The 24,547-nt window shown below is 33.1% G+C and carries 23 protein-coding genes; 9 read left to right on the top strand and 14 right to left on the bottom strand.

What is annotated here, in order from left to right; all coding sequences use genetic code 11:
• Positions 1 to 148: 148 nt before the first annotated feature.
• Both A3GU_RS0102400 and guaA read right to left on the bottom strand, forming a co-directional pair.
• Entirely contained in the window at positions 149 to 1,627 is a 1,479-nt protein-coding gene (locus A3GU_RS0102400) for a peptide MFS transporter (protein ID WP_018365946.1), read from the bottom strand.
• 275 nt (positions 1,628 to 1,902) lie between these two features.
• On the bottom strand, positions 1,903 to 3,465 hold the full coding sequence (gene guaA / locus A3GU_RS0102405) for a glutamine-hydrolyzing GMP synthase (protein ID WP_018365947.1): 1,563 nt from the start codon (positions 3,463 to 3,465) through the stop codon (positions 1,903 to 1,905).
• A gap of 223 nt (positions 3,466 to 3,688) precedes the next feature.
• Here guaA and A3GU_RS0102410 point away from each other — a divergent pair, with 223 nt between their 5' ends.
• The 3 genes from A3GU_RS0102410 (at position 3,689) to ffh (ending at position 6,410) form a co-directional block, all read left to right on the top strand.
• Positions 3,689 to 4,387 carry a GntR family transcriptional regulator gene (locus A3GU_RS0102410; protein ID WP_018365948.1) on the top strand — a complete coding sequence of 233 codons (699 nt, stop codon included), beginning with the start codon at positions 3,689 to 3,691 and terminating at the stop codon, positions 4,385 to 4,387.
• A 106-nt stretch (positions 4,388 to 4,493) separates the two neighbouring features.
• On the top strand, positions 4,494 to 4,826 hold the full coding sequence (locus A3GU_RS0102415) for a putative DNA-binding protein (protein ID WP_026216416.1): 333 nt from the start codon (positions 4,494 to 4,496) through the stop codon (positions 4,824 to 4,826).
• A 12-nt stretch (positions 4,827 to 4,838) separates the two neighbouring features.
• Positions 4,839 to 6,410, top strand: coding sequence for a signal recognition particle protein (ffh, locus tag A3GU_RS0102420; protein ID WP_018365950.1), 1,572 nt, complete (start codon positions 4,839 to 4,841; stop codon positions 6,408 to 6,410).
• A 200-nt stretch (positions 6,411 to 6,610) separates the two neighbouring features.
• Here ffh and A3GU_RS0102425 read toward each other — a convergent pair whose 3' ends face one another.
• Positions 6,611 to 7,297: a LexA family transcriptional regulator gene (locus A3GU_RS0102425; protein ID WP_018365951.1), complete on the bottom strand. Its 687-nt coding sequence runs from the start codon at positions 7,295 to 7,297 to the stop codon at positions 6,611 to 6,613.
• 159 nt (positions 7,298 to 7,456) lie between these two features.
• Between A3GU_RS0102425 and A3GU_RS0102430 the strand changes: the two genes are divergently transcribed.
• The 3 genes from A3GU_RS0102430 (at position 7,457) to A3GU_RS0102440 (ending at position 9,284) form a co-directional block, all read left to right on the top strand.
• Entirely contained in the window at positions 7,457 to 7,831 is a 375-nt protein-coding gene (locus A3GU_RS0102430) for a pyridoxamine 5'-phosphate oxidase family protein (protein ID WP_018365952.1), read from the top strand.
• A gap of 245 nt (positions 7,832 to 8,076) precedes the next feature.
• On the top strand, positions 8,077 to 8,859 hold the full coding sequence (locus A3GU_RS0102435; RefSeq protein WP_018365953.1) for a threonine/serine exporter family protein: 783 nt from the start codon (positions 8,077 to 8,079) through the stop codon (positions 8,857 to 8,859).
• On the top strand, positions 8,850 to 9,284 hold the full coding sequence (locus A3GU_RS0102440; protein ID WP_018365954.1) for a threonine/serine exporter family protein: 435 nt from the start codon (positions 8,850 to 8,852) through the stop codon (positions 9,282 to 9,284). The genes A3GU_RS0102435 and A3GU_RS0102440 overlap by 10 nt, the downstream gene beginning before the upstream one ends.
• Positions 9,285 to 9,352: 68 nt before the next feature.
• Here A3GU_RS0102440 and A3GU_RS0102445 read toward each other — a convergent pair whose 3' ends face one another.
• On the bottom strand, positions 9,353 to 9,616 hold the full coding sequence (locus A3GU_RS0102445; RefSeq protein ID WP_083906187.1) for a peptidoglycan bridge formation glycyltransferase FemA/FemB family protein: 264 nt from the start codon (positions 9,614 to 9,616) through the stop codon (positions 9,353 to 9,355).
• Between the two features lie 153 nt (positions 9,617 to 9,769).
• On the opposite strand from A3GU_RS0102445, the gene xerS reads away from it, so the two are divergent.
• Positions 9,770 to 10,840 carry a tyrosine recombinase XerS gene (xerS, locus tag A3GU_RS0102450; RefSeq protein WP_018365956.1) on the top strand — a complete coding sequence of 357 codons (1,071 nt, stop codon included), beginning with the start codon at positions 9,770 to 9,772 and terminating at the stop codon, positions 10,838 to 10,840.
• A gap of 90 nt (positions 10,841 to 10,930) precedes the next feature.
• On the opposite strand, the gene A3GU_RS0102455 is transcribed toward xerS, so the two are convergent.
• From A3GU_RS0102455 to A3GU_RS0102470, 4 genes are read right to left on the bottom strand one after another with little or no spacing between them, the layout of a single operon-like run.
• Positions 10,931 to 11,878, bottom strand: coding sequence for a sensor histidine kinase (locus A3GU_RS0102455; RefSeq protein ID WP_018365957.1), 948 nt, complete (start codon positions 11,876 to 11,878; stop codon positions 10,931 to 10,933).
• Entirely contained in the window at positions 11,875 to 12,540 is a 666-nt protein-coding gene (locus A3GU_RS0102460; protein ID WP_018365958.1) for a response regulator transcription factor, read from the bottom strand. The genes A3GU_RS0102455 and A3GU_RS0102460 overlap by 4 nt, the downstream gene beginning before the upstream one ends.
• A 43-nt stretch (positions 12,541 to 12,583) precedes the next feature.
• Positions 12,584 to 14,539 (bottom strand): FtsX-like permease family protein, encoded by a 1,956-nt coding sequence (locus A3GU_RS0102465; RefSeq protein WP_018365959.1) that lies wholly within the window; start codon positions 14,537 to 14,539, stop codon positions 12,584 to 12,586.
• A 1-nt stretch (position 14,540) separates the two neighbouring features.
• Positions 14,541 to 15,293, bottom strand: a complete 753-nt coding sequence (locus tag A3GU_RS0102470) for an ABC transporter ATP-binding protein (RefSeq protein WP_018365960.1) — start codon at positions 15,291 to 15,293, stop codon at positions 14,541 to 14,543.
• A 170-nt stretch (positions 15,294 to 15,463) separates the two neighbouring features.
• On the opposite strand from A3GU_RS0102470, the gene A3GU_RS0102475 reads away from it, so the two are divergent.
• The gene (locus tag A3GU_RS0102475; RefSeq protein WP_018365961.1) at positions 15,464 to 15,949 is read left to right on the top strand and encodes a PASTA domain-containing protein; all 486 of its coding nucleotides are present in this window, start codon (positions 15,464 to 15,466) and stop codon (positions 15,947 to 15,949) included.
• Positions 15,950 to 16,065: 116 nt separating this feature from the next.
• Here A3GU_RS0102475 and trmFO read toward each other — a convergent pair whose 3' ends face one another.
• The 5 genes from trmFO to A3GU_RS0102500 form a co-directional block, all read right to left on the bottom strand.
• Positions 16,066 to 17,400: a methylenetetrahydrofolate--tRNA-(uracil(54)-C(5))-methyltransferase (FADH(2)-oxidizing) TrmFO gene (trmFO, locus tag A3GU_RS0102480; protein WP_026216417.1), complete on the bottom strand. Its 1,335-nt coding sequence runs from the start codon at positions 17,398 to 17,400 to the stop codon at positions 16,066 to 16,068.
• A 133-nt stretch (positions 17,401 to 17,533) separates the two neighbouring features.
• Positions 17,534 to 18,250: a DUF3307 domain-containing protein gene (locus tag A3GU_RS0102485; protein WP_018365963.1), complete on the bottom strand. Its 717-nt coding sequence runs from the start codon at positions 18,248 to 18,250 to the stop codon at positions 17,534 to 17,536.
• Between the two features lies 1 nt (position 18,251).
• Positions 18,252 to 18,917, bottom strand: coding sequence for a SatD family protein (locus tag A3GU_RS0102490; RefSeq protein WP_018365964.1), 666 nt, complete (start codon positions 18,915 to 18,917; stop codon positions 18,252 to 18,254).
• Positions 18,918 to 19,057: 140 nt separating this feature from the next.
• Positions 19,058 to 20,050 carry a D-lactate dehydrogenase gene (locus tag A3GU_RS0102495; RefSeq protein WP_018365965.1) on the bottom strand — a complete coding sequence of 331 codons (993 nt, stop codon included), beginning with the start codon at positions 20,048 to 20,050 and terminating at the stop codon, positions 19,058 to 19,060.
• 17 nt (positions 20,051 to 20,067) lie between these two features.
• Positions 20,068 to 21,126 (bottom strand): PTS sugar transporter subunit IIC, encoded by a 1,059-nt coding sequence (locus A3GU_RS0102500; RefSeq protein ID WP_018365966.1) that lies wholly within the window; start codon positions 21,124 to 21,126, stop codon positions 20,068 to 20,070.
• Between the two features lie 189 nt (positions 21,127 to 21,315).
• Here A3GU_RS0102500 and A3GU_RS0102505 point away from each other — a divergent pair, with 189 nt between their 5' ends.
• Complete coding sequence (locus A3GU_RS0102505) at positions 21,316 to 22,200, top strand: LysR family transcriptional regulator (protein WP_018365967.1); 885 nt, start codon at positions 21,316 to 21,318, stop codon at positions 22,198 to 22,200.
• Positions 22,201 to 22,313: 113 nt separating this feature from the next.
• On the opposite strand, the gene topA is transcribed toward A3GU_RS0102505, so the two are convergent.
• Positions 22,314 to 24,461: a type I DNA topoisomerase gene (gene topA, locus A3GU_RS0102510; protein WP_018365968.1), complete on the bottom strand. Its 2,148-nt coding sequence runs from the start codon at positions 24,459 to 24,461 to the stop codon at positions 22,314 to 22,316.
• Positions 24,462 to 24,547 lie beyond the last annotated feature (86 nt).

Here is a 24,547-nt window from a genome sequence, read left to right on the forward strand (position 1 = left end):
TACAATCTGATTAGAAAAATAGACTTTTCATAATAATGGCAACTGTCATATTAATCAGAAATAAAGAATACTTAGCTTAACTAAAATAATAAGATATTAGGTATAGTAAAAAACCCTTAGAACTTTAACTTCTAAGGGCTTTTCTAGTTTATTTAACTCCAACCATGAGTTTATCAATACGGGGAACATATAAGAAGAGTAGTAAACCAAATGCAATAGTAATGCTACCAACAATACCATAATAGAGCACTTCATTTCCAGATGTATAAAACTTAACAATTTGTGCATTAATAGCTTGTGCTGAAGCATTACTTAAGAACCAGATGGACATCATTTGTGCTTGAAAGGCTTTTGGTGCTAATTTAGTAGTAACAGATAGACCAATTGGAGAAATTAGCATTTCACCAACAATAACGATTGCCCAACTCATAATCAACCACATTGGGCTTACTTTGGCATTCACTCCAAATAATATGCCAGGTAGCATCATCCAGATAAATGATAAACCTGCAGCAATTAAACCATAAGCAAACTTTTTAGGAGATGAAGGTTGTTTATTTCCTAATTTAGCCCAAATCCATGCAAAAAATGGAACATAAAGCATAATGAAAAGAGGATTAATACTTTGGAAATAACTTGATGGGAAATTAATATGGCTACCAAATAAGTTGAAATATAAACGTGTCTGTTCATCAGCAAATAGGGCTAAGACTACAGAACCTTGTTCTTCAATTGACCAGAATAAAATTGAGGCAATAAAAAGAGGAATATAGGCCCAAACACGAGAACGCTCAGTTTGGGTAATTTTCTTACTGGTTAAAATCTTGAAGAAATAATAAATAGGAATAAAGATAGCAATAATAGTGAAAATGTTGATAATACTATTAATTGTAAGTAACCCTAATAGTTGTAGTAATACTAATAAAATGATAGTAGCAACTGTTCCTAAGGCTACTTTCTTTTTCAAATCTTTTTTTTCAGCATCTGATAGGGGATCGGTAGGCTTTAAACTTTCTTCCGAAAGATATTTATTTCCATCATGAACGTATTGAAGTAAACCAAGGAACATACCGATTGCAGCTAATGAAAATCCTAAATGGAAATTAATTTCTTGGCCAAGGTAACCTACTAAATAAGGGGCAACAAAGGCGCCTAGGTTAATCCCAAATACAAAAATACTAAATCCAGCATCACGTCTTAAATCTTTTTCATCATAGAGGCCGCCAACCATATCTGAAACATTGGGTTTTAAAAAACCTGTTCCCAGTATAATAAAAGCTATAGATACAAAAAGTGCTGTTTTACCAAAAGGAGTAGCAAGTGCAATATGACCAATCATAATGAGGATTCCGCCATATAGGACTGATTTTCTACTTCCTAGGATTCTATCACTAATGAAACCGCCAATTACTGTTGACAAATATACAAGGGAACCATAGATAGCCATGATTGACGCAGCAGTTACCTTGTCAAACCCTAAACCCCCTTGACTGACGCTATAATACATATAATAAAGCAGAATAGCTCGCATTCCATAGTATGAGAATCTCTCCCACATCTCAGTGAAAAAGAGTGTTGACAAACCTCGGGGATGACCGAAGAAAGTTTTTGTGTTTTTAGTATCCATATGTCGTAAATCTCCTTAAAATATAACACTAAATAGCATACCGTAAAAAACCCTTAGTGTCAATTTATCTTTATTCTTTAAAACATATTATAGTATTAGAAAATACTTATAAAAAACCATTAATAATATTATAGACAATATTATAGTATATACAAAAAAGTCCTATTTTACTTGCTAAGATGAAGGAATTGATTCTAATTTAAATATCATTTTAAGCTAAAAAAGAAATAAGTAAAAGGAAACCAGATAGTTTCCTTAAAATAAATGATTTTTACTTATTCCCACTCAACAGTTGCAGGTGGTTTACTTGTAATATCGTAGACAATACGATTCACATGGTCTACTTCATTGACGATACGGACTGAAATTTTCTTAAGAACGTCCCAAGGAAGCTGTGCAAAATCTGCTGTCATTCCATCAATCGAAGTAATGGCACGAATTGCAATAGTATAATCATAGGTACGACCATCCCCCATAACCCCAACAGAACGTACACCAGTATTAACGGTGAAATATTGCCAGACATCGCGATCAAGTTCTGCTTTGGCAATCTCTTCGCGAAGAATAGCGTCTGACTCACGAACGGTTTCTAATTTTTCTTCAGTAATGGCACCCATGACACGAATTGCAAGTCCTGGTCCAGGGAAGGGCTGGCGCCAAACGATTTCTTCTGGCATGCCAAGGGCTATTCCCAATTCACGCACCTCATCTTTAAAGAGGGTATTTAAAGGTTCAATTAACTGAAATTGCATATCGTCAGGTAGGCCACCCACATTGTGGTGTGACTTGATGGTTTGAGCTGTTTCTGTACCGGATTCAATAATATCAGTATAGAGTGTACCTTGTGCTAAAAAGTCTACTCCTTTAAGTTTACTTGCCTCGTCGTCAAAGACGTAAACAAATTCATTCCCAATGATTTTACGTTTTTTCTCAGGATCATCAATATCAGCTAGTAAATCAAGGAAACGTTTTGCAGCATCTACTCGGATAATATTAAGGCCGAACTTTCCACCTAACATACCCATGACTTGGTCACCTTCATTTTTGCGTAACAAACCATGGTCAACAAAAATACATGTGAGTTGATCACCAATAGCCTTTTGCAGAAGAACACCTACTACAGAAGAGTCTACGCCACCTGATAAGCCAAGAAGAACTTTTTTGTCACCAACTTGTTTACGGATATTTTCAATTTGCATGTCAATGAAATTATCCATTGACCAATCCCCACGTGCTCCACAAATGCTAACTGCAAAATTCTTAAGGATGTCATTTCCATAAACAGAATGTCTTACTTCTGGATGAAATTGGATACCATAGAAATTCTTTTGACTATTTTCAATAGCAGCAAAGGGACAATCATTTGAAGCTCCAACAAGCTCAAAGCCATCTGGAATTTCAGTAACTGCATCCCCGTGACTCATGAGAACCAATTGGCTATCAGGAGTATTTTGGAAAAGCTTAGATTCTTTTTTTAATATTAGGGTTGATTGCCCATATTCACGATTCCCTGCCTGTCCTGCTGGTAGAACTTTTCCACCCAACTTGTGAGTGATTAGCTGCATGCCATAGCAGATACCTAAAATTGGAATACCCAGTTCAAAGATAGCAGGGTCAATTCCAAAAGCATTGTTAGCATACACTGAATTAGGTCCACCAGATAAAACAATCCCTATTGGATTAATCTCGCGTATTTCCTCAGCAGTAATCTTATGGCTTTTTAATTCAGAAAATACACCAAACTCACGGATGCGTCTAGCAATTAACTGATTGTATTGACTACCATAATCAAGAACAATAATCTTTTGAATGTCTTTCAAAATTTCAATTTCAGTCATTGTAATCCTTTCATTTACATTAGCTACATAACTAATAGTTTTCAAACCATTGTAGCATATTTTTAGGAAATTAGCATTAGCTTTTCAAGGCTTAAAAATCTCAGTCAAAAAAATCTTACTTTTATGAAAAGAGGTTTAGTTTTTCTAAGATTGGCCTGCTTTTTTACCTCTAATTATGATAGAATAAAATAAATGCCAATTCTTAATTGAGGAGTTCTGTACAATGCTACCAGCCTATATAAAAATTCATGATGCTATAAAAAGAGATATTGATAAAGGGCGTTGGCCTATTGGAGACAGATTACCTAGTGAACGAGATCTAGCCAGTCAGTTTGGCGTGAGTCGAATGACTTTACGTCAAGCCATAACCATGTTAGTAGAAGAAGGTATCTTGGAACGACGCATTGGAAGTGGAACCTTTGTTGCTAGCCATCGTGTTCAAGATAAAATGCGAGGAACAACTAGCTTCACAGAAATTGTTAACTCACAAGGAAAAATTCCCTCATCAAAATTATTAACTTACCAAAGGCAGCCTGCTTCAGATACAGAATTAAAAAAGCTAAAGCTTGAAAAAAATGACTATGTTATCCGAATGGAACGTATACGCTACGCAGACGGTATTCCCTTGGTTTATGAAGTAGCTTCTATTCCAGAAAGATATATTAAAAATGTTAATCGAGAAGATATTACTGAACATTTTTTTAAAACTTTAATTACTAATGGTTATGAAATTGGTAAAAGTCAACAAACTATCTATGCCAAGATAGCCAGTGAAAAGGTTGCTAATTACCTATCCATTAACCGTGGGCATGCCATTTTGGCCTTAACACAAGTTTCCTATTTTACAGATGGTAATCCCTTTGAATATGTTAGAAGCCAGTATGTTGGTGATCGATTCGAATTTTACTTGGAAAATAAATAGTAAGAAGAGTTTAATGATAGACTCTTTTTTCTTATATTAAGAGAGATACTATATATCAAGGATTTGCTATTGTTAAACCAAGTCATTATATGGTAGAATGAAGATTATGGAAATTGAAAAAACAAATCGAATGAACGCTCTGTTTGAGTTTTATGCCGCTTTACTAACCGACAAACAAATGAATTATATTGAGCTTTATTATGCTGATGATTACAGCTTAGCAGAAATTGCAGAAGAGTTTGGTGTAAGTAGGCAGGCTGTCTATGATAATATTAAACGAACTGAAAAAATTTTGGAAACCTATGAAATGAAGTTACACATGTATTCTGATTACATAGTACGCGGTCAAATTTTTGATAGTATTAGTAATAAATATCCTGAAGATAGCTTTTTACAAGAAAAAATTTCCATATTAACAAGTATAGATAATAGAGATTAAAAGGAGTAGCATATGGCTTTTGAGAATTTAACAGAACGTTTACAAGGTGTTTTTAAAAATATTCGTGGTAAGAAAAAACTATCAGAAAAAGAAGTTCAAGATGTTACTAAAGAAATACGTCTAGCCTTATTAGAAGCCGATGTTGCACTTCCTGTAGTCAAGGCTTTTATTAAAGGTATCCGTGAACGTGCTATAGGGCATGAAATTATTGATACTTTAGATCCTACACAACAAATTTTAAAAATTGTTAATGAAGAACTAACAGAAATATTAGGATCAGAAACTGCTCAGATTGAAAAATCACCAAAAATTCCAACTATCATTATGATGGTAGGTCTTCAAGGGGCAGGTAAAACAACATTTGCTGGAAAATTAGCCAATAAATTAATTAAAGAAGAAAATGCTCGCCCTTTAATGATTGCAGCAGATATTTATCGTCCTGCTGCAATTGATCAGTTAAAAATATTAGGTCAACAAATTAATGTTCCCGTTTTTGATATGGGAGTAGACCATTCAGCTATTGAAATTGTTAGTCAAGGTCTCGAATTGGCACGTAGCAACCGAAATGACTACGTATTGATTGATACGGCAGGTCGCTTGCAAATTGACGAAAAGTTAATGACAGAGCTTCGTGATGTTAAAGAACTGGCAAATCCTAATGAGATTTTATTAGTCGTTGATAGCATGATTGGTCAAGAAGCTGCTAATGTGGCTTCGGAATTTAATAAACAATTAAATATCACTGGTGTAGTTCTTACTAAAATTGATGGAGATACCAGAGGTGGAGCGGCACTTTCTGTACGTGAGATTACAGGTAAACCTATTAAATTTACAGGTACCGGTGAAAAAATTACAGATATTGAAACTTTCCATCCAGATCGGATGTCTAGCCGTATTTTAGGTATGGGGGACTTACTTACCCTTATTGAAAAAGCTAGTCAAGAATATGATGAAAAAAAATCACTTGAGTTAGCTGAAAAAATGCGTGAAAACACATTTGACTTTAACGATTTTATTGATCAATTAGATCAGGTTCAAAATATGGGCCCGATGGAAGACCTATTAAAAATGATTCCAGGAATGGCAGGTAATCCAGCCCTCGCTAATATAAAAATTGATGAAAAACAGATTGCTCGTAAACGTGCTATTGTATCTTCAATGACAAAAGCTGAACGCGAAAATCCTGACTTGTTAAATCCAAGCCGTCGTCGTCGTATTGCTGCAGGTTCTGGGAACACTTTTGTAGAAGTTAATAAATTTATTAAGGACTTCAATCAGGCTAAGACAATGATGCAAGGAGTTATGTCTGGAGACATGAACAAGGCCATGAAGCAAATGGGCATTAATCCCAATAACCTCCCTAAAAACATGCCTAATATGGGAAATGGAATGCCAGATATGTCTAGCTTAGAAGGCATGATGGCCCAAGGAGGATTACCTGAGATGTCAGCACTTGGTGGAGATATGGATATGAGCCAAATGTTTGGTGGAGGCTTAAAGGGCAAAGTAGGACAATTTGCTATGAAGCAAGCTATGAAACGTCAAGCTAACAAAATCAAAAAGGCTAAGAAAAAACGTAAATAAGTAGATATTTATTTTTAAAGAGATTGGACAAAAGTCAGATTTCAACTATAAAAAACGAACAAAAGTGGTTTTCTAATATTTAGAATTCTGCCTTGTTCGTTTTTTTTTATAGTTAAAATATCAAAGCCAAGAAATTTATATAACGAAACTCAAAAAATAAAAATATTATTATCCTAGATTCCATTTATAAACTAATAGAACTAAGCTTCTAAGGGAATAAAATTAGCAATTATTTTCCCAATAATACGTGGATTTTCATCAAAAGGTGCAAACTTATCAGAGTATTTTTTATTTAAAGAGACCAATCGTAAACCAGTCTTTTCTTTGTAGACCTTTTTAATATAGGTTTGGCCATCCCATTCAACAGCATAAATAGCTCCATCATAATCAAAGCCTTCTTGTTTAATTAATACAACCTCTCCATTAAGATAAGTAGGTTCCATAGAATCCCCAAAAACCCATGATGCAAAGTCATAATCTAATTGTTCATCATAAAAAACAGTGTCATAATTTCCGTCACCAAAGTAAGAATAACCAGTACCAGCTGAAAGGCTTTCATAAACCCTATAGGAATAAAGTTTTTTGGGAGGGAGTTTGGCAATAATTTTTTGTTTAGTGAGTAAATCTTTTGAGTACATAATAACTTTCTTTTTATTAATATCATTGAGTTCTTTATAGGGGATTAAAATACTGCTATAAGTATTGAAATAGTCTTCATTAGCTCCAAAAATCTTAAGCAAACTCAGAAAATGTTTCTGGTTGGGAATGTTTTTCCCATTTTCCCAGTGAGAAATAGTCATTTTATTAACCCCTATAAGTTGACCTAACTTTTCTTGACTCATTTTTTTAGCTTGACGGGCAGTTTTTAATTGATTACCAGAAAACATATATAAATCTCCTTTGTAAAGTTATAACTTTACAATAAGTATATCAGTTTTCTTTAAATAGTTCAAGAAGCTTTATCTAAAATAAGTAAATTTTGACAATTAAAATATAAAATATTATGATAGTAGTACATTACAGAATGTATTTGAAAGGGATAAGCTATGTTTACAGAAACTTTCTATGAAGTATTGAAGCACGAAGGCCCAGTATCAATTACTAGTTGGAGTAAGAATCAACCACATGTAACTTGTACCTGGAATTCTTACCTTGTTATAAAGGATAATGACACTATATTAATCCCTGCGGCTGGTATGAGAAGCATTGAAGAAGACTTAGCATTAAATGATCAACTAATCTTAACCCTGGCTGCGCGAGAAGTAGAAGGCTACAATGGATACCAAGGAACAGGATTTAGAATTCAAGGACGAGGTGAATTTCTTGTAGAAGGTAGTTACTATGATGAAATGAAAGCTAAGTATCCTTTTATCAGAAGCGTCTTGCAGGTAAACGTAGAGGAAGCTAAACAGCTCTTATAAAAATACTTCCCTCTCTCAATAAATTTTAATCATCTAAAAATATACATTACTAGTTTAGTAGTGTATATTTTTAGATGAGATTAAAAAGGGCTTATGAGGGTGCGTTAAGCATCTTCATAAGCAACTAGAATTATGACTGTAAGAATACTATCTAAAGTATTTGACACTAATAATTCTTCCAACTTTAAAAAGAGACAAAGAAGCAGTAAATATTACTATTTTGATATAGTTAGGTAGAGGTAAGAATGGCTGAACATTATAATAAGTATCTTGTAAAGGTTGCAACCTTAGCTGGAATAACTATGCTAGAATCAAATGCAGAAAGTTATCGCGTAGAAAACACTGTATCCAGAATACTACAAGTGAGTAAACAACCTATAACTGAAGTGTTTGCTAACACAACTGGACTTTTTATTACACTAGATGGTCCAGAACTTGATGAGCCAATTACCCTAATAAAACGTATTTCACAAAGGACCACTAATCTTAGGAAAATTCATATCGTTAACCAAATTTCTCGTGATCTAACGAATGGCCTAATTAGCCTTGAAGAAGCTCATCAGCAATTATTAAATATAGATAAGTGTAATTATTCTAAAAGAGTAATCGCTTTATCAACCTTATTATTAGTCTTGTCTTTTGCTATTTTACTAGGTGGAGATATTAATGAAATTATTTTATCTTTAGTAGCCGCAGTTTTACTTTTGCTTTCTTACCGTCTAAAGGCTCTATTTCAATTAAATGATTTTATTTTTGGTACAGTTGCTACTTTTATTGTGGCTTTGGTGATACCTATCATTATCCATTTCCTTGGTAAAGCTAACCCTTCTTTTGATATTGTTGTTATTTCAGTATTGATGCCACTTTTTCCTGGTACTGCTTTTACAAATGGGTTTAGAGATTCATTTAAAGGAGATTATGGTGCAGGGCTAACTAAGATAGTAGAAGCTTTGATTATTGCTGTTAGTCTAGGTGTAGGGGTGGCTTTAGGATTGTTTGTTGCGAAAGGAATTATTGAATGGGTATGATTTTACAAATTTTAGGTGCTTATGTGGCAACCGTCACCTCAGGAATTATTTTAGAAATCCCTCGTCCCTTAGTTTTCAAAACAGGTTTTATAGGTGCTTTGGGATATACAGTATATCTTTTAAGTTTACCCTATACTGATATAGCAGTAGCAACACTCTGCGGGGGGCTAGTTATTGCCTTATTATCTCAGATTGCTGCAAGACTTTTAAAGTCACCAGTAACAGTGTTTTATATTCCAAGCTACTTTCCGTTAGTTCCAGGAGCAGGAGTTTATAAAATAGCCTACTTTTATATTCAAGGTAATGCTCAATTAGCTGGTCAAAATTTTATAGAATCAATGTTAATTTCAGGAGCCATTGCCTTATCTGTTTTTATTGTGGATTCTTTTATAGAAATATATATTTATGTTAAAAAACAGGCTTAGACAAATATATGAAGTTAGTAAATCACTAGGGTTATGGGTTATGCTATTAGACATAGTTTTAGTGATTTTTATTTTAAAAAAAATAAGCTAACCTTCCTATTATATTTTATATTTAAGGGCTTAGTAAAACTTCCTAAATAATTTACCAACTCACCACCAAATTGTTTTTTATAGTTAAAATTTCCTAACCCTACTTTACTTTGACTAATTTCTAAAGTTCCTCCAAAATTAAAATAAGAAATATTGTGATTTTTTGCATACTTAATCATTTCATAATTAATAAGGGTTGCTCCACCAAAAAGAAAATATTCCTTAAGATTACCTCCTAGGATATTTTATAAGGTTTTTTAGATATCTTATATATCACCTTATATCTTTCCGAAAAACTGTAATTTTCTTGAAATATATATAAGGATGTGATATACTTCTATTTAAGATAAAAACTTTTAAAATAGCTAAACAATAGATTTTGAGGAATACTAAAAATGAGACGTGACTTACTGTTAGAAAAAATTGAAAACTATAAAAATATTATGCCCTGGTATGTTTTAGAGTATTACCAATCAAAATTATCAGTTCCTTATAGTTTTACAACTTTGTATGAATATCTAAAGGAATATACACGTTTTTTTGACTGGTTGATAGATTCTGGCATTTCAAAAGCTTCAAAGATTGCTGATATTGATTTAGCTAGCTTAGAGAACTTAACTAAAAAAGACATGGAAGCTTTTGTTCTTTATTTACGGGAAAGACCATCTCTTAATACTTATTCCACCAAAGAAGGTGTTTCACAAACGACTATTAATCGAACCTTGTCAGCCCTATCTAGCCTATATAAATACCTTACCGAGGAAGTTGAAAATGAACTTGGTGAGCCGTATTTTTACAGAAATGTTATGAAAAAAGTTTCTACTAAGAAAAAAAAAGAAACTCTAGCTGCTCGAGCCGAAAATATTAAGCAAAAATTATTCTTAGGTGATGAAACTATGGAGTTCCTGGAATATATTGATAATGAATATGAAGCTAAACTATCAAATCGTGCTAAATCTTCTTTTCATAAAAACAAAGAGCGTGATCTAGCTATCATTGCACTACTTCTCGCCTCTGGTGTACGTTTATCTGAAGCAGTAAACATGGATTTAAAAGATATTAACCTCAAAATGATGGTCATTGAAGTCACTCGTAAAGGTGGCAAACGTGACTCTGTTAACGTGGCAGGTTTTGCAAAACCCTATCTTGAAGCCTACTTAGCCATCCGTAAAAATCGTTATAAGGCAGAAAAACAAGATACAGCCTTCTTTCTTACAGAATATAGAGGAGTTCCTAATCGAATTGATGCTTCTAGCATCGAAAAAATGGTTGCTAAATACTCTCAAGACTTTAAAATTCGGGTAACTCCTCATAAATTAAGGCATACCCTTGCTACTAGACTATATGATGCGACCAAGTCACAGGTTTTAGTCAGTCATCAATTAGGTCATGCTTCCACACAAGTTACAGATCTTTATACTCATATCGTTAATGATGAGCAAAAAAATGCTCTAGATAAATTATGATTTACTATAATTTAATTATGTAAATCATAAGTGACTAAAAAATACAGCCTGTAATTATAGGCTGTATTTGTATTTTCTTTACAGATTATTTTATCTATCAATTGGTGTAATGCTCACACTTGTTCCAAGGTCAATCTGACTTGTGATTTTAATTGATAAATTAAGTTTTTCTAGAACATTCTTAGTCATATAAAGGCCTAAACCAGAGGCTTTCTGGTGTTCATGACCATTATAGCCGGTAAAGCCTTCATCAAAAAGTCTAGGTAAATCCTCTTCTAGTATTCCGATACCATTATCTGATATGGTAATACTTTTATTTTTAAGAATAATATTTATCTGGCCACCTCTCCTAGAATACTTAATAGCATTTTCAATAATTTGTGATAAGGCAAAGGTTAGCCATTTTTTATCACTAGTTAACTGCCACTGGCCTAGCAAATTAATCCTTATATCTTTGGAAATACAAATGAAGGACATTTGTCTAATGATCTGTTTTATTAGGTCATTAAGCTCAATTATTTCAAATCTAAAGTCATCCTTATCTTGACTAAATTTCAAATAATTCAATAATTGACTAAGGTAGTTTTCCATTCTGAAAATTTGAATTTTATATTCATTAAAATCAATCTCCTTAGTCTGCCCCATCAAAGAAAGGGCTGAAAGGGGGAGCTTCATTTGGTGTACCCATAATTTGATTAAGGCATCAAAGTCTTGTTGTCTTTTACTTTCTTTTAAGTGACTTTCTGAATAGGAATTAATTAATTTGATAATGGTATCTCTATAAGCTTCTTCACTTGGCGAATGTAATGAGGAAAGCTCATTTACATAAATAAATTCTTGTAAAATAGTTATTTTCTCTTTAAACCTCTTATATTGCCATAAGCTAAAAAGAATTAGCAGGGTTAAACAAATAAGACCAGTATTGAAAAAGTAAGTAAGGGGGAGCCGATAAAGACTAAACATAATAATAAAGAGTGCAAAGAGTAAGAAAAATTGGAGATACCACACTTTATATTCTTTTAAAAATTTTAGGATCATTTTATAATATAGCCCACTCCTCTCACTGTATGAATATTATTAAAGTCAATGCCAGCTAATTTTTTTCGTAAACGTGTCATGTTGACATTTAGAGTGTTTTGATCAATATAGTGGTCATCTTCCCAGAGCTTAATGAGGATTTCCTCTTTTGTAACGACTTCTTGCTGATGAGATAGCAAGAGAGACATTATTTTGTGTTCTGTTGGTGATAACGAAATTTTTTCTAAACCCTTGGTAAAACTGCCATCAAATTGCAACTTAAAGCCTTCAAAGGAAAGGCTGTTATTAGAAAATTGCTGAGATCGTCTTAAAAAAGCAGCAATCTTTGCATCAAGTACTGTTAAGGAGAAGGGTTTAGTGATAAAGTCATCTCCTCCCATATTAAGGGCCATTATGGTATCCATTTCATCATCTGAGCTTGAAATAAAAAGGATAGGGATGGTCATTGTTTTTCTAATTTCTGTTGTCCAGTAAAAACCATTGAAAAATGGCAGCGTAATATCCATTAAGATAAGATCAGGCTCTATTTCTTTAACTTCTTCTTTTATATCACGATAATTACGAACACTAGTAACATGATAGGTTTTTGAAAGATGATTCGTTAGTAATCCTAAAATTGTTTTATCGTCTTCTACAATAAAAATTTTCTTTTTGTTATCCATAGCTTTATTCTAACAAAAAAGCAGCGAAAAATCGCTACTTCTTTCATCTTTCAATAATATTATAGTAGGTTTTACTGGTTAACTTATAAATAACAAAATAAATTAAGATGATAACTAAGATAGTAATCGCACTTATCAGATAAATCAAGTTTGTATTAGTAACACCAAACATTAGTAACATTTGCTTTAACATGACCATGGCAACACTAAAATGGAGAACAGCCATTGTAATAGGCATAAAAAATACTAATATAATTTGAGAATTGATTGTTTTTTTGACTTGCTTTTGATCCATTCCCACTTCTTGAAGGATACGATAAGATTTTTTATCTTGTTTTCCTTCTGAATATTGTTTGTAATAGATGATTAGAGCTGCTCCTAAGATGAAGCTTAGTCCAAGAAGAAAACCAGTAAACATAAAGCCACCATATAAGCCATAAATTTCTTTTTGGAACCTATCTTTTTCTTGAACTTGAGCTATAAAGTGACCATCCTTACTAAGGTTTCCACTCTTATCTAGAATTTGATTTAATTCATTTTTAGTGAGGTTTCCATAAACAGAGTAGCTAAGTTTTGTTGGGAATTTAGAGTGTTTATTAATAATTTCTAAAAACTCTTTTACAGCATTTTCGTCTTTAAAAATAATCATTGAAGGGGAGAAGGTATTGGTAATTTGAGGAAAATTAATCGTTTTTAATTGTTTACGAATAGAATAAGTTTTATTAATTAACTTAAGACTTTGGCTTTTTTTGTGTGTTTTTTGTTGATAGAGTGCTATCTGATCTGTCTGTAAATCTAATTTAGGATTACCCAGACTAAGATATTCTCCTTCGGTAATCAAATAAGTATAGGAAAGGGCTGAGAGTTTAGGATTTTCTATGTCCTCTTTACTAATTTCAATACTTGTTTTATTGCTTAGGGGCAAACCGGTCATTGTGGAAGTAGAATCAATAAATTCAGATTTATCTTTATGTAAAGGTTGGAGGACGTATTGTGAAAATTCTTTTTTAGCTTGGTTTACATTGTCATTAACAAATTCAAAAGAAGTATTTTTAGGAAATAATTTTTCCGTAGTTTCATTTGTATTGGTATAGAGTGCGGTTGTCGTTGCAATTGATACAAAGGCCATCACAGCTAGTAAGGTAATATTTGCTAGTCCTACTGCATTTTGTTTCATTCTAAAAATCATTTGAGAAGTTGAAATAAAGTGCTCAGGTTTATAAAAATAGGTTTTATTTTGACGTTTTTTCTTAAGGTACCAGCTCATAAAGGAAATGTAAAAGAGATAAGTTCCGATAATTACTAGGATAACCGCAATAAAGAAACGAGAAATGATAGCCATTGCAGCTATTTTAGTTGACGAGATAGAGAGATAATATCCCATTCCTAATGACATTAGGGCTAAAAGAGCAAGCAAGATATTTCCACGAGGTTCTTTTTCTCCTTGTTCTTGATCTTGAAATAACAATAGTGGCGATGTTTTTCTAATCTTGTAAATCCCCAAAATACCAAGTAAGACAAAAATAAGGGCAAATATTAGGGCATTAATTAAAAACGCTAGGGGATTGAAGGTAAGCTTCAAATCATTATAATGAGTTAAGTTAGCAAAAACTAGATAAAAAAAGTGTGAAAAGATGATTGAAAATAGACTACCTAAAAGAATTGTTACAATAAATAAGAAGCTTAGCTCGATTGTAGACACTAGTCCAACTTGTTTCTTATTCATACCTAAAATATTATATAAACCAAATTCCTTACTTCTTTGTTTAAGTAAAAAATTATAGCTGTAAGCTTCCATAATTACTGAAAAGAGCGTTAAGACAACTATGGCAAGTCCTAGAAGAATATTTCCACTAGACATGGTTTTAGAGATAGGACTGAAAATAAGAATAACAACAATACAATTGAGCAGAAATAAAACATTGCTTGCTAATAAAAATGGAGCTACTACTTCTTTTGATTTTCTGAGATTATTAAATGCTAGTTTTATATAAAACATATCATTCACCTCCTAAAAGGCCAGTCATAGTTAATGATATATCCTTACTAAAATCACTATTACTTTTATTACCTCGGTAAATTTGATGAAATATCTTACCATCTTTTATGAAAAGAACTCTTTTAGCATGACTGGCAGCATTTGCTGAATGGGTAACCATTAGAATTGTTTGACCATCTAAATTAATATCTTCAAATAAATTGAGGAGGTCTTCTGAGTTACGATAATCTAGAGCTGCTGTAGGTTCATCAGCTAGTAATAAATAAGGATTAGTTATCAGACTTCTAGCAATAGCTACTCTTTGCTTTTGACCACCGGATATTTCAAATGGTCTTTTATCTAATAGGCTTTCTATTCTAAGTTTAGAAGCCAATTTTTCTAGTCTACTAGCCATTTCTTTATAGGATTTCCGGTCTAAAACTAAGGGTAAAAAGATATTATCTCGAATAGAGAGGGTATCTAAGAGGTTGAATTCTTGGAAAACAAAGCCTAGATTTTTTAATCTAAAATTAGCTAACTTACTTTCTTTGATTTTAGTAATATCTTGTCCATTCAAATAAACAGAACCACTGGTAGGTTTTTCTAAGGTTGCTAATATATTTAATAGAGTTGTTTTACCTGAACCAGACTCTCCCATAATAGCAATAAATTCTCCCTTATCTACCTTAAAATCAACATCTTGTAGAGCTTTTGTTTCTTCTTTGGAAAAGCGAGTCCGAAAGTTTTTTTGTAGGTGTTGAATTTCTAGTAACATATATAAATCTCCTTTTTGTAATGATAACTACTCTTTTAGTATAAAGAATTATCCTGTTATTTAGCTTACAATCCTTTTTAGTTAACTTACAAATTTGTAAGTTTTATCTCTAAGGATTTGCTCTGCTTTTGATATAATAAGGTTAGAAATTGTAGATATGAGGAAGAAGAATGGCCAAAAAGATAAAATTAAGAAGATCCTTTGGAACTTTAGGAAAGTTATTTACTATTATACCAGATACGACTGAACTTATCGGTAAAGGGATGGAAAACACACGACCTATTATTGAAAAATATATGGATCAACGTCAGAAAAGATTAGAAGGCTTAAAGACTATTGATGACGTGATTAATTTACCTGTGGATGATGCAGAAGCTCATTTAGAGAAACAAGGCTTTGTTGTAGCCACAATTCCAGCTAAACCAAATAAAAAGTGGCTTGAGGCAGGTTTAAATGAGGTTGTATCGATGTCACCAAGAGCTGGAAAACATAAGATTGGGTCTTTGATTAAATTATATTATGTTAACTTAGATGTTTTGGAAAAGAGTCAATCTCTTTTGGAAGAGGATAATTTAAAAATTGTTGAACGTAATCAAAAGATTTCAGATACACTAGACACAGTAAAACATATTAAGATTCCCTTTGGTAAAAAATAATGATTGAATAGTTCTCTCTTAGTTAGGGGTCTTTTTCTTTTGACAGTGTTCCTATTCTTTTAAAGAGCATAAGAAAACTGAGTAGGCCTACTAACTCTCCTCTCAGTTTTTAGTGTCTAATCCTTTAAATACTTTTCTAAATCTTGTAATGAGCGACTTGCTATAGCTTGGTAGCGTTCTTTTTTATCACGAATTCGTGGTCCTTCTAGCTCTTTGATAATGCCAAAATTAACATTCATAGGCTGAAAGTGTTTACTTTCAGTATGTGTGACATAATGCGGTAAGCTTCCAATAGCTGTTGTTTCAGGAAAGACAACTTCTGCTTCTCCCTTGAATTTCTTAACAGCATTAATTCCAGCTACTAAGCCAGATGCAGCAGATTCAACATAACCTTCAACCCCAGTCATTTGGCCTGCAAAGAAAAGATTTTCATTGGCGCGTGATTGGAAAGTCTCTTTTAAAAGATTAGGTGAATCCATGTATGAATTACGATGCATGACCCCATAACGGACAAATTCTGCATTTTCAAGTCCGGGAATCATTCGAAAGACACGTTTTTGCTCTCCCCATTTAAGATGGGTTTGGAAGCCGACCATATTGTATAAACTACCTGCAGCATTGTCTTGACGTAATTGAACTACTGCATAAGGTGTTTTGTAATCACCATCACGTGGTCCTTTATAGTCATCAGGATATTCTAAACCAACTGGTTTCATTGGGCCATAGAGCATGGTTTTTATACCACGCTTTGCCATTACTTCAATTGGCATACAGCCTTCAAAATACTTTTCTTTTTCAAAAGAATTAAGAGGAGCTTCTTCTGCTGTACTTAAGGCATCATGAAAGGCTATAAATTCTTCTTTAGTCATTGGACAGTTAAGATAAGCAGCCTCTCCTTTATCATAGCGTGATTTTAGGTAAATTTTTTCCATATTAAGGCTAGCTTTATCAATAATTGGTGCAGCTGCATCATAGAAATAAAAACCATCTCCTCTATTTAAGGCATGAATTTTTTCTGCTAAAGCATCCGAAGTCAGAGGCCCTGTTGCAATGACTGTAATGGCATCATTAGGGATATCTGTAATTTCGCCTCTGATTACTTCTATCAGAGGGTTATTTTCAAGTTCTGCTGTTACTGCCTTAGAGTAACCGACACGGTCAACTGCCATTGCGCCACCTGCAGGTACTCGGTGAGCTTCTCCTACTCGCATGATGATAGAATCAAGACGCCGCATTTCTTCTTTTAATAAGCCTACTGCATTTGTCAGGCTATCTCCTCGAAAAGAATTTGAGCAGACAAGTTCAGCGAAATCTTCTGTTTTATGCTGAGGAGTTGCTTTAACCCCACGCATTTCGTAAAGTTTAACTGGAATACCACGTTTAGCAATTTGATAAGCTGCTTCAGATCCTGCTAAACCTGCACCGATAACATTAATATAAGATTGAGACAATTGACTAATACCTCTTTGGGAAAAGAGTTTTCCCACAAATCTTTCTAAAATTTTACTTGCTACATTATAACAAAAAATACCTGAAAGAAAAAGTCCAGGCGTTTTTTTGCGTAAATATAATTATGTAAAAATCTCAATAAAAACATATCCAAGAAGCAATAAAAACACTTAAAATGCTAAATAAGGACCCAATAAGATAGTATTCAGCAAAGGTAGGACTTTCTGAAATTTTATTATAGCGAGCAATTGATTTAGCAGTAAAGACTAAACCAATTGAAGCAAATTGCCCCATGATCATACAGATACCAATAACGATTCTTTCTAAAATACCAATCATAGCACCAGCACCACCTATGGTATCTATTTTTTCTTGATTTTGAGGTTGGTATTTTTCAAAAAAGATTTTAAAGGCAATGTTAGTGGGTTTTGTAATTAGTAATAAAAAAAGTAGGCCATTTAGGTAAGCAGGATTAAGCCAGTTCAACTGATTAGAATGTCTAAGAAATTGGCTAGCAATAAGAATAATAAGAATATGAAGGAATTGATCTAATAAAAAAATAAAGGAAACTTTTACTTTTAAAAGCTTAGTAATTCTTGGTTTTAAATAATCAATCAGAGCATGACTGCCTAGAATAATGATATAAATATCACTATTTCTAAAATTAAGTAGGCAAAGGACTGCTAGGGGCAGGGCAACAAGTAAGAGATGCTTTAATAGGTAGCTTAAGTTACTGTTTTTTAAATCTGCTATTTTTTGACTTTGTAAATGAAAATCAGAAAGAAAGTGACAGATTAAAAGAAGGCATAAGATTGGATTTCCTCTTAAAAATGATGATAGGCCAATTAACATATTATTCTCCTTCACTATTTAAAGTTTCTAATAATTGCTTAGCACTATTTCGACTTCTTAGATAGACTTTTAAACTACTACTTTTTAATCTTTTTGAAAGGGCACTAGCACTTAAATGTAGCTTATCTCCTAGTATTTGTTGATTAAATTGTTCATTGTAATTATCTAATTCTAACAAAGCATAAAAGACCTCTACTTGGCTTGTCCTCCAATTACTTTTTATAGCTTCACCTGCTGCTAAGAGGCTATTAAGCAAGGGGTTAGAGGAAGGATTTTCTGTCCGTATTGCAAGATGTGTCTGTCCATAGTCATTTTTTTGGTGGATATAAGTGATAGCTTCTCTAGCTAACCAATAAGCAGGTCCATCTGCACCAATACTAATCTCAGGATTAATATCTGTTAATATTTTTCCCAAACCAAGCCCATAACGTATCTGGTATGGATGCATTAAGTAGTTAAGATAATCAATTATTTGGAATATGGGAGCATCTTGCTTAAGCAGCCCTTGAAATTCATCTCCTAAGGTAATTGAAAATTTTGAGATGATGAAGTTTTTAAATTTTTCATTAATGTGATCAAGACACGTTTTAAATCTTTCTTGAACATGATAGCGTTCACTTAAGCCTTTTGAATCAATAAAATCTCCAATAATAGCTATATAAATCATAGACTCTCCTTTATAACTATCATTATAATCCAAATAAATAAAAAAGTCTATTATAATGGAAAGATAACAATAAGTCCTTTATAATGGAAAATTATATAAAAGTCTTTTAAAATAGAAACTATTTTAAAAGACTTTATTAATTAGTTAACTCTAGTTGCTGTTGTTCCAGTTTCAATAATGTCAAGGGTGGCATTTAAGGCGCTTTCAACCAAATTTTTAACAGCTTCATCTGTATAATAAGCAGTATGTGGAGTATAGATAACTTTAGGATGGTTAATTAGGGCAAGAAAATCCTTATCTTTAATCTCTTGATTTTCAAAGTTCTTAGGCACATAGTAAGATTCAAACTCGTAGGTGTCAATACCAGCTCCTGCTAATAATCCTTCATCTAAAGCAACTAATAGGTCTTTTGTCTTAAGAAGGGACCCACGTGCCATATTCAATAAAATAGCATCCTTCTTAAATTTTTTGAACATATCCATATCAAAGAGATGATGATTATCTTCTGTTGCTGGCATGTGCAGTGTGACCAAATCAGCATCCATAATGGCCTCTTCGACAGAGTTTTTATAATCAAGTATTTCCTTAGCTTTAGGATTTTGATAAATATCATAAGCCATAACTTGACACCCAAAGCCCTTAAATATTTTGGCTGCTGCTAATCCGATTCTACCAGTCCCTATTACAGCAACTTTCATATCACCCAAGACACGCCCCCTAAGAGGAAGACTCCAGGAAAAATCATGTTTTTTCACCTGTGATCTAATAAGTTCGACATGACGTATTAAATTTAAAGCAATAGTAACCGTAAACTCAGCAATAGACTCGGGTGAGTAACTGGGAACATTAGTGATGATAATACCATTTTCTTTAGCCAGATCTAGATTATACATATCGACACCTGCACTACGTTGGGCAATTTGTTTAATGCCCATCTCTTTTAACATGGGATATATAGCGTCATCTAAAGGTCCTAATTGAGCATTAACAAGTCCATCAAAACCTTGTGCCTCTTTAACAGAATCAACTGTAAGAGGTCCTTCATTTAAGGAGATTTCAATATCATGCTTTTTTGCCCAAACTTTAGCTAGAACCACTTCTTCTCCTCTGACATTATATAATTTTAATTTCATTTATACTACCTTCTTTCTTACAGATCTAGTTTGTAATCTTCAGGATCAATTACCTTTAGCATTTTAATAAAGACATAATTAAAGAATAAACTTAAGATAATTGGAGCACCTATAAAAATAACTAACACCATTAAAACATTTGTTAAAGACCAGCCCCCCGCAGCGAGATTTAAGGCATTAATAGGACCGATAAGTCCGCTAATCCCAAATCCAGCACTGGCTGGGGTTCCCTGAATATTAAATAAAGCGGCTAGAATTCCAAGAACTACAGAAGAAGACAACATAGGTAAGATTATTTTAGGTTTGGAAAGAACATTAGCCATTGAAATCTTTGGTGATCCTAAAACATGTGCCAGTGCTGTGCCTTTTGAATTAACTGACCAACCTGCTATACAAAGCCCGAAACTTGCAGCGCAAATACCTAAATTAGCAGCTCCAGACCCAATACCTGACAGACTAATTGCTAGAGCGATACCAACCGTTGTAATCGGTGAAACAATTAAGAAGCAGAAAATCATAGCAATTAAAATAGACATTAAAATAGGTTGTAGCCCCAGCAAGCTTGCAATTCCCTGACCAATTATTGTCGTAATCATTTTAACATAAGGAAGCATAAAATGCCCAATTCCACCTACTAATAATAGAGTAAGTGTAGGAATAATGATTAAAGTGAAGGATTTTGTTTTGTCTGATAAAAACTGGATTAAAAGCACCCCTAGAGCAGCTGTAATCCCCATATTAATAATATCACCAGTCCCCTTCATAGTAATCACACCATTAGCTATATTAGCTGCACCACCAGCAAAGACAACTGCTAATCCTAAAGAAGCTGATTGTATGGGATTAAACTTAAAATTACCACCAATCAACATACCAATAACTAAGCCCATCATACTAGTAGCTACTGCTGTTGCTGAAATTAAGGGACCAAAACCACTCCATAAGGGAAGCAAGGCCTTCATTAATTCCCCTAATATTGCTCCAGGAATTAAAACAACTACTGTACCTAGAGCTAAACCATTTAAAATATTCATTGTAAATGGTTTAGCGCTTTGTTTTTGACTAACTTTTGACATAATCAATCTCCTCAAATATTGTTTGTGAATTCACTAACTATTTAAACTATATCATAGATAATGGTAAAGCTAAAATTGATAAATATTATAGTAGTATAAATATATTTAATACTTATTGCTACTTTTTAAGCTGAGAAAATTCTTAATATCCTTTTGAATATGCTATACTAAGAAAGAAAAGGAAATCTTATGGATATTAGACAATTAAATTATTTTATAGCTATTGCTGAAACTAAAAATTATTCTCATGCTGCTAAGAGTCTTTTTGTTACACAACCAACCTTATCACAATCAATCAAAAAATTAGAAGCTGAATTAAACACCAGTCTTTTTATGCAAAACGGTCGTCAACTTCAATTAACGGAGGCAGGTGACATTCTTTATCAACGTGGTAAACATTTAATAAAGGATTTTGATAGTATTCTTAGAGAGATTCAACAATTAAATCAACCCAAAAAAGAAGTTATCCGAGTTGGCTTAACTTCGCTTTTTGCTATTCAATTTATGAAAGAGATTTCAACCTTTATGGCTACACATTCTAAGGTAGAGGTTTCTTTGATTCAGGATGGATCAAGAAAGTTACAGGATTATTTAGCTAAGGGAGAAATTGATATAGGCTTATTGTCTTTTCCTAGTATTAGAAAGGATATTACGATTGAACCCTTACAAACCTCAACTAAAGGCTATAAAGTGAGTATTGTGATGCCCAAAAATCATTTTTTAGCGAGCTACAATAGCATAAAACTTAAGCAATTAAAAGACACTCATATTGCTTCCTTAGATGAATCTTATATGCTAGGGGAAATGTTGCCACGTCGCAGTCGTAGCCTTGGTTTTGAACCAAAAATAGTTTTTAAGCATAACGACTGGGAAGTATTGCTTCATAGTCTGAAAAGCTTAGACGCAGTTACTATCTTACCCAGTGATTTTGAAAAGTTGAGCCAGGTAAAAGACTTAGTCTGGATACCCTTTAATGATAAAAATGGCTTCTATCCAATAGGACTTGCTTATCGTGATGGTTATTCATTTAGCTCGATAGTCGAAGAATTTTTAAGCATTATCAAAACCAACTAATACATTATAAAAAACACCCTAGGTTTCTACTTTGAAGGAATCTTTCTTAGACAATTAATCTAAGTATGGTTTAAACTTCAAAATTAACCTAATGGTGTTTTTCTTAATAAGAATTATTTAATAGCTTCTTCCTTATAATCACAATTCTCATTGCTACAAACAACTTGCTTGCCTTTACCACGAACTTTTTTCTCAACGAGATAATCACCTGACTTAGGACAATTTCTTGCGATGGGAATATCCCAGGAAGTAAAGTCACATTCAGGGTAACGATCACACCCATAGAATACTCGGTTTCGCTTGGTTTTACGTTCAATGACTTGCCCCCTTTTACATTTTGGACAAGTTACACCGATTTCTTTAGTGATAGCCTTGGTATTATGACACTCAGGAAAATTACTACAAGCATAGAATTTCCCAAAACGACCAAGTTTGATTACCATGGGGCTCCCACAAAGTTCACAATCAAAGCCAGCAGGTTCATCCTTGATTTGGATTTTTTCTATTTCAACTTCTGCCTTGTCTAACTCTTTGACAAAGGGCTTATAAAAGTGATCAATAATGGTTTGCCATTCAAGTTTCCCAATTTCTACCTGGTCTAGCTGAGACTCCATATCAGCTGTAAAGGTGACATCAACGATATTAGGGAAAAATTCCACAATTAATTTATTGACAATTTCTCCAAGTTCAGTTGGCTCAAAGCGTTTAGCAGATAATTTAACATAATAACGTTTTTGAATAACTTCTAGAGTTGGGGCGTAGGTTGAAGGTCTTCCAACACCATTTTCTTCTAGGGTTTTAATTAAGGTTGCTTCAGAAAAGCGAGCTGGTGGCTGAGTAAAATGTTGTTCGGGAGAGCTTGAAACTCTCTTAACAGTTTCTCCTTCTTCCATTTCAGGTAGAGTCTTGTCTTTGTCATTATCATTATAGACTGTTAAATAACCATCAAACTTTATTTGACTCCCATTTGCGACAAAAGTTACTTTATTATGTTCTAGATAGACTTTTACAGTATCAAAAACTGCGGGAGTCATTTGACTGGCCACAAAACGATTCCAGATAAGCGTGTAGAGCTTGAGCTGATCTTTGTTAAGATAACTTGCCATTAATTCAGGTGTGTGATTAACATTTGAAGGCCTAATAGCCTCATGGGCATCTTGTGCTCCACTTGAATTCTTTACTTTGTTACCATGTTTTGAATACTTGCTACCATATTTCTGACTAATGAATTGGGCAGCGTCAGCTTTGGCAACATTACTAATACGTGTAGAATCCGTACGCATATAAGTAATTAAACCTTGAGTTCCATTGCTACCTAAATTTATTCCCTCATAGAGTTGTTGAGCAACCATCATTGTTTTACGAGTTCTAAAGTTAATTTTATTAGCTGCATCTTGTTGTAATGAAGAGGTAGTATAAGGTAAGGGAGCATTTCGACGACGTTCTTTTTTATCTACTTTAGTAACATCAAAATTCTCATCTTTAATATGAGATAATACTTTTTGAACATCTTCCTTGGTTTTTAACTTTAATTTCTCACCATCTAGGCTATGGAAACTTGCTTGAAACTTTTTATTTTTCTTTTGGAAAAGACTATTAATAGTCCAGTATTCTTCTGGTACAAAAGCCTTAATCTCGTTTTCACGATCAATAATAAGTTTTAAAGCTACAGATTGAACACGTCCTGCTGATAAGCCTTTTTTAACTTTTTTCCAAAGGATTGGGGAAATAGAATATCCTACAATACGGTCCAAAACACGTCGAGCTTGTTGAGCATTCACAAGATCCATATCAATTTCTCTGGGATCGATAAATGCATTTTTGACAGCATCTTTTGTTATTTCATTAAATACCACTCGATTTTTAGCATGAGGATTAAGATCAAGTATATGAGATAAATGCCAAGAGATAGCTTCTCCTTCTCGGTCCGGGTCACTTGCTAAGAATACTTTTTTAGCATTTTTAGCTTCTTTTTTTAAAGAATTAATGAGGGGTCCCTTGCCTCGAATATTAATATATTGCGGTTCATAGTTGTTGTCAAAATCAATTGACATAGATGATTTTTTTAAATCTCTGATATGACCAATAGAGGCAACAACTTTATAGTTACTTCCCAAATATTTTTCAATTGTTTTAGCCTTAGCAGGAGATTCTACGATGACTAAATTTTTTGAGGGACTTGATTTTTTACTCTTTGTTTTTTTGTTAGTCGTAGTTTTTTTCTGACCTGTTTTAGCCTTCGTTGTGGTTTTAGTTACCAATTTAACACACTTCCTATATGATAATGATTAATGCTTATAGAAGCATATCCCATTTTTTTATAACTGTCAATAAAAAAATTTTAACA

The organism is Streptococcus didelphis DSM 15616, from assembly GCF_000380005.1.
In the GTDB taxonomy this organism is placed as follows: domain Bacteria; phylum Bacillota; class Bacilli; order Lactobacillales; family Streptococcaceae; genus Streptococcus; species Streptococcus didelphis.

What these genes read in the sequence shown, in the direction of transcription:
- A3GU_RS0102435 (WP_018365953.1), top strand. Translation starts at nt 8,077, where the DNA reads ATGGCTGAACATTATAATAAGTATCTTGTAAAGGTTGCAACCTTAGCT.
- A3GU_RS0102400 (WP_018365946.1), bottom strand. Translation starts at nt 1,627, where the DNA reads ATGGATACTAAAAACACAAAAACTTTCTTCGGTCATCCCCGAGGTTTG.
- xerS (WP_018365956.1), top strand. Translation starts at nt 9,770, where the DNA reads ATGAGACGTGACTTACTGTTAGAAAAAATTGAAAACTATAAAAATATT.
- A3GU_RS0102475 (WP_018365961.1), top strand. Translation starts at nt 15,464, where the DNA reads ATGGCCAAAAAGATAAAATTAAGAAGATCCTTTGGAACTTTAGGAAAG.
- A3GU_RS0102410 (WP_018365948.1), top strand. Translation starts at nt 3,689, where the DNA reads ATGCTACCAGCCTATATAAAAATTCATGATGCTATAAAAAGAGATATT.
- ffh (WP_018365950.1), top strand. Translation starts at nt 4,839, where the DNA reads ATGGCTTTTGAGAATTTAACAGAACGTTTACAAGGTGTTTTTAAAAAT.
- A3GU_RS0102485 (WP_018365963.1), bottom strand. Translation starts at nt 18,250, where the DNA reads ATGTTAATTGGCCTATCATCATTTTTAAGAGGAAATCCAATCTTATGC.
- A3GU_RS0102430 (WP_018365952.1), top strand. Translation starts at nt 7,457, where the DNA reads ATGTTTACAGAAACTTTCTATGAAGTATTGAAGCACGAAGGCCCAGTA.
- A3GU_RS0102500 (WP_018365966.1), bottom strand. Translation starts at nt 21,126, where the DNA reads ATGTCAAAAGTTAGTCAAAAACAAAGCGCTAAACCATTTACAATGAAT.
- A3GU_RS0102415 (WP_026216416.1), top strand. Translation starts at nt 4,494, where the DNA reads ATGGAAATTGAAAAAACAAATCGAATGAACGCTCTGTTTGAGTTTTAT.
- A3GU_RS0102465 (WP_018365959.1), bottom strand. Translation starts at nt 14,539, where the DNA reads ATGTTTTATATAAAACTAGCATTTAATAATCTCAGAAAATCAAAAGAA.
- A3GU_RS0102505 (WP_018365967.1), top strand. Translation starts at nt 21,316, where the DNA reads ATGGATATTAGACAATTAAATTATTTTATAGCTATTGCTGAAACTAAA.
- A3GU_RS0102490 (WP_018365964.1), bottom strand. Translation starts at nt 18,917, where the DNA reads ATGATTTATATAGCTATTATTGGAGATTTTATTGATTCAAAAGGCTTA.
- A3GU_RS0102455 (WP_018365957.1), bottom strand. Translation starts at nt 11,878, where the DNA reads ATGATCCTAAAATTTTTAAAAGAATATAAAGTGTGGTATCTCCAATTT.
- A3GU_RS0102440 (WP_018365954.1), top strand. Translation starts at nt 8,850, where the DNA reads ATGGGTATGATTTTACAAATTTTAGGTGCTTATGTGGCAACCGTCACC.
- A3GU_RS0102470 (WP_018365960.1), bottom strand. Translation starts at nt 15,293, where the DNA reads ATGTTACTAGAAATTCAACACCTACAAAAAAACTTTCGGACTCGCTTT.
- A3GU_RS0102460 (WP_018365958.1), bottom strand. Translation starts at nt 12,540, where the DNA reads ATGGATAACAAAAAGAAAATTTTTATTGTAGAAGACGATAAAACAATT.
- A3GU_RS0102495 (WP_018365965.1), bottom strand. Translation starts at nt 20,050, where the DNA reads ATGAAATTAAAATTATATAATGTCAGAGGAGAAGAAGTGGTTCTAGCT.
- guaA (WP_018365947.1), bottom strand. Translation starts at nt 3,465, where the DNA reads ATGACTGAAATTGAAATTTTGAAAGACATTCAAAAGATTATTGTTCTT.
- A3GU_RS0102425 (WP_018365951.1), bottom strand. Translation starts at nt 7,297, where the DNA reads ATGTTTTCTGGTAATCAATTAAAAACTGCCCGTCAAGCTAAAAAAATG.